The sequence below is a fragment of the Achromobacter sp. DMS1 genome (assembly GCF_001270295.1).
On the sequence record NZ_LHSJ01000190.1, the window covers coordinates 9,094 to 13,478 of the forward strand.

At 69.9% G+C, this 4,385-nt stretch carries 1 protein-coding gene and 2 pseudogenes; 2 read left to right on the forward strand and 1 reads right to left on the reverse strand.

The annotated features are described in order from the left end of the window. Nucleotides 1-86: 86 nt before the first annotated feature. The gene (locus AD428_RS19020) at nucleotides 87-2,111 is read left to right on the forward strand and encodes a TonB-dependent receptor domain-containing protein (protein ID WP_082308499.1); all 2,025 of its coding nucleotides are present in this window, start codon (nucleotides 87-89) and stop codon (nucleotides 2,109-2,111) included. 67 nt (nucleotides 2,112-2,178) lie between these two features. After that, nucleotides 2,179-2,963 (forward strand): annotated as a pseudogene (gene otnI / locus AD428_RS19025) (2-oxo-tetronate isomerase). A gap of 24 nt (nucleotides 2,964-2,987) precedes the next feature. Here the strand turns inward: otnI and AD428_RS19030 are convergent. Continuing rightward, nucleotides 2,988-3,874: pseudogene (locus tag AD428_RS19030) on the reverse strand (EamA family transporter). Nucleotides 3,875-4,385: the final 511 nt, after the last annotated feature.

Genomic DNA, 4,385 nt, shown 5'->3' on the forward strand with positions numbered 1-4,385 from the left:
CACCGACCGCCGCGCGCGGTCCCGCGCAGCGCGACTCCGGCCGGCGCCATGGCGGTGCTGCTGCTCGGGTCGGCCGCGCAGGCGCCATGGCGGTGCTGCTGCTCGGGTCGGCCGCGCAGGCCGAAGACGCCGACACCCGCCGCGCCGGCGCACCCGCCGCGCTTGCGCCCATCACTGTCTCGGCCAACCCCCTGGGGCTGGACCTGAACAGCACCGCACAGCCCGCTTCCGTACTCGAAGGCAGCGAACTGGTCGAAAAGCGCGCCGGCACCCTCGGCGACACGCTGGACGGGCTGCCCGGCGTGCATAGCGACACCTTCGGCGCGGGCGCCAGCCGCCCGGTCATCCGGGGCCAGACCGCGCCGCGTGTCAAGGTGCTGTCCGACGGCTCCGAGCTCATGGACGCCTCGGCCATTTCGCCCGACCATGCCGTCACCACCGAACCGCTGCTGGCCGAACGCATCGAGGTGCTGCGCGGGCCGGCCGCGCTGCTCTACGGCGGCGGGGCCATCGGCGGCGTGGTCAACGTGGTCGACCGCAAGATTCCCACCTATGTGCCCGAAAAAGGCATCGAGGCCGAAGCGGAGATCCGCGGCGCCACCGGCACCCGCGAGCGCGCCGGGGCGGTTGGCGTCACGGCGGGGCAGGACGCTTTCGCGGTGCGCGTGGAGGGCATGAAGCGCCGCACCAGCGACTACGACGTGCCCCATTGGCCGGGCGGCAAGCTGGAAGGCTCCTACAGCGAATCCACCCAGGGGTCGGTGGGCATGTCCTGGGTGGCGCCGCGCGGCTACGTGGGCGTGGCCTTCACCCATCTCGAAAGCGAATACGGCCTGCCGGGCCACAACCACGAGTACGAAAGCTGCCATCCGCACGGCACGCACCTGCATTGCGGCGGCCACGGCCACGACGAGCACGAGCACCACGATCACCACGGCCACGAGGAAGGCCATGGCGTGCCCTACGTGAAGCTGCGCAGCAACCGCACCGACCTGCGCGCCGAATACGCCGACCCGTTCGCCGGTTTCGAGAAGATCCGCCTGCGCGGCGGCTACACCGACTACCAGCACAAGGAGATCGAAGGCGGCGAGGTCGGCACGCGCTTCAAGAACCGCGGCTACGATCTGCGCCTGGAGCTGCAGCACAAGTCCGTGGCGGGCTGGCGCGGCGTTGTCGGCATGCAGACTTCGTACAGCGACTTCCGCGCCGACGGCGAGGAGGCTTTCCTGCCGCGCAGCAAGACGCGCGCGCACGGCGTTTTCCTGCTCGAAGAGTACAAGCTCGACGACTGGCGTTTCGAGCTCGGCGCCCGACAGGACTGGCAGCGCGTGTCTCCCGAAGGCGGCCAGCGGCGCAGCAGCCTGTCGGGCGCTTCGCTGTCGGCGGCGGCCATCTGGAACTTCGCGCCCCAGTACTCGGTGGCGCTGTCGCTGTCGCGCTCGCAGCGCCTGCCCACGGCGCAGGAGCTCTACGCGCGCGGCGTGCACCTGGCCACCAACACCTACGAGATCGGCGATCCCGGCCTGGGCCGCGAAACCTCCCGCAACATCGACCTGACGCTGCGCAAGCATGCGGGCGACACCACCTTCAGCGCCAGCGTGTTCCACAACCGCGTGAAGAACTACATCTACGCCGACACGCTGGACCGCTACGAAGACTTCCGCCTCATCCAGTACGCCCAGCGCGATGCCGAGTTCACCGGGGTCGAAGGCGAGCTGCGCCACCAGTTCACCCCCGTGTTCTCGGCCGCGCTGTTCGGCGACTACGTGCGCGGCCGCCTGACGGGCGGGGAGGGCGACCTGCCGCGCATTCCGGCCGCCCGCGCCGGCCTGCGCGGCAACGTGAAGTGGGACGCCTGGTCCGGCAGCATCGAATACGCCCGCGTGTTCTCGCAGAAAGACATCGCCGCCTACGAAGACCGCACGCCCGGCTACAACATGGTGAACGCCGTGGTGGCCTATCGCGGCAAGGCGGGCGCAACGGGATATGAGGTCTATCTGCGCGGCACCAACCTGCTGAACCGGCTGGCGTACAACCATGCGTCGTTCATTTCGTCGGTGGCGCCGCTGCCGGGCCGCAGCGTGCTGCTGGGCATGCGTCTCACATACTGAGCCCGAGCGCGAAGCCGGTGTTTGCCGCTATGCTTGATGGCGTCACACACCTTCGCCGGAGTCCGCCATGCTGAAGTTCGCCGCCAACCTGTCCATGCTGTACCCGGAGCACGCGTTCCTGGACCGGTACGCGGCCGCCGCCGCCGACGGTTTCGAGGGCGTGGAATGCATGTTTCCCTACGAGGCGCCCGCGGCTTTCGTGCGGGAGCGCCTGGAGGCCAACGGCCTGAAACAGGTGCTCTTCAATGCGCCGGCCGGGGTGGCCGCGCGCGGCGAGCGGGGGCTGGCGGCCCTGCCCGGCCGCAATCGGAGTTCCGGGCCGGCATCGACCAGGCCCTGGCCTACGCCACCGCCCTGTCGTGCCCCCGCGTGCACGTCATGGCGGGGCTGGCGGGCCCCGACGACTCGCGCGCCGCCATGCGCGACTGCTATCTCGAAAACCTGGCCTGGGCCGCCGCCCAGGCGGCCTCGGCCTGCGTCACGGTGCTGATCGAGCCCATCAATACGCGCGACATCCCGGGCTATTTCCTGAACCGCCAGCAGGACGCGCACGCCATCGTGCAGGAAGTCGGCGCGCCGAACCTCAAGGTGCAGATGGACCTGTACCACTGCCAGATCGTCGAAGGCGATGTCACGACGCGGCTGCGCGAATACCTGCCCACGGGCCGGGTGGGCCACCTGCAGATCGCCGGCGTGCCGCTGCGCCAGGAGCCCGACCGAGGCGAACTCGACTACGGCTGGATTTTCGGCGTGCTGCGCGAACTCGAATACAGCGGCTGGATAGGCTGCGAATACCGACCCGCGGACAGCACCACGGCGGGCCTGCGCTGGCTGCGGGCCGCGCGCGGCTGAACCCCGCGCAGGCCGGCCGCCCTGTTATTTTCGGGTCTGGCGCCGCGCCGTGGCCGCGCAGCCGGCCGAGGCCGCGATGATGCCGCCGATGGCCAGCCACTGCGTGGACGACAGGTGCTCGTGCAGCACGACCACGCCAGCCAGCGCGCCCATCGCGGGCTCCATGCTCAACAGCACGCCGAAGGTCTTCTTGGGCAGCCGCTTCAGCGCGATCATTTCCAGCGAATAGGGCAAGGCGCTGGAAAGCACGCCCACGCCGATGCCGGCCAGCAGCAGGCCGGGGTCGAGCAGCGCCGCGCCGCGTGCGCCGCGCCCACCGGCATGGCCACCAGCGCCGCGGCCGTCAGGCCCAGCGAGGTTGCCTGGCCGCCATGCACATTGCCCGCGATCTTGCCGAAGACGATATACAGCGCCCAGCACACCGCCGCGCCCAGGGCATAGGCAATGCCCACCGGGTCCAGGCCATGGGCGGATTGCCCGGTGGGCACGAGCAGCACCAGCCCCGCCGCCGCGCAGGCGATCCACACGAAGTCGATGGCGCGCCGCGACATGGCGACGGCCAGCGTCAGCGGCCCGGTGAACTCGATGGCGATCGCCACGCCCAGCGGCAGCGTGCGCAGGGCCATGTAGAAGCTCAGGTTCATACAGGCCAGGGTCACGCCGTACACCGCGATCTTGGCGGCGTCGCGGCGCTTCAGTGGAAAGCGCCACGGCCGCCAGAACGCCAGCAAGATGACTGCGCCCACCAGGATGCGATAGGCCGTGGTGCCTTGCGCGCCCACCTGCGGAAACAGCGACTTGGCGAACGAGGTGCCCACGCACAGCGAAGCCATGGCGCCGATCAGCGACAGGACGGGCAGCAGGACGGAGGAATCGGCGGGATTTCCTGGCTTGAGGGTGGCGGTGGTCATTGCGGCGGTTCAGCGTATGCGGACGGGATGCCGGGAGGCGAAGCGAGAGCGTGTTTCCGCCCCGTCGCGCCCGAAGGCCTCCAGTGTACGCAAACCGGCCGCGGAGATGCGGGAAAACCCGGGACCGGCTCCTGGCGGCATCCCGCCCGCCGCATTCCGGCTCAATAGAGATTGCGCTTGTAGTCTTCCTCCAGCCCTTTGCGCATCAGTCCGGGCACGGAAACCATTCCGCGCGCCAGCGCCGCCCGCCATCCCCCCCGCCGCGATTGAGCTTCACGTGGGCCGCGAAAACGGCGGCCGGGTCGTGCCAGGCCTCCAGCCGTCATTGATGGCACGTTGTCCATCAACATTCGCAAGCACAGCAGCCTGGTCAAGACGCTCGACGAGCTGCAGGCCGAAGGCGCGTTCGAGAAGTGGGTGGACGTCAGCGGCGGCGGCGATCACGCAGCGGCGGCGGTGACCCCTCAAGATCGGAAGCTGCTCGAGCTCAAGCAGCAACGGCGCATGCGCG

Coding starts and splice junctions, on each gene's coding strand:
- AD428_RS19020 (WP_082308499.1), top strand. CDS start 87: ATGGCGGTGCTGCTGCTCGGGTCGGCCGCGCAGGCCGAAGACGCCGAC.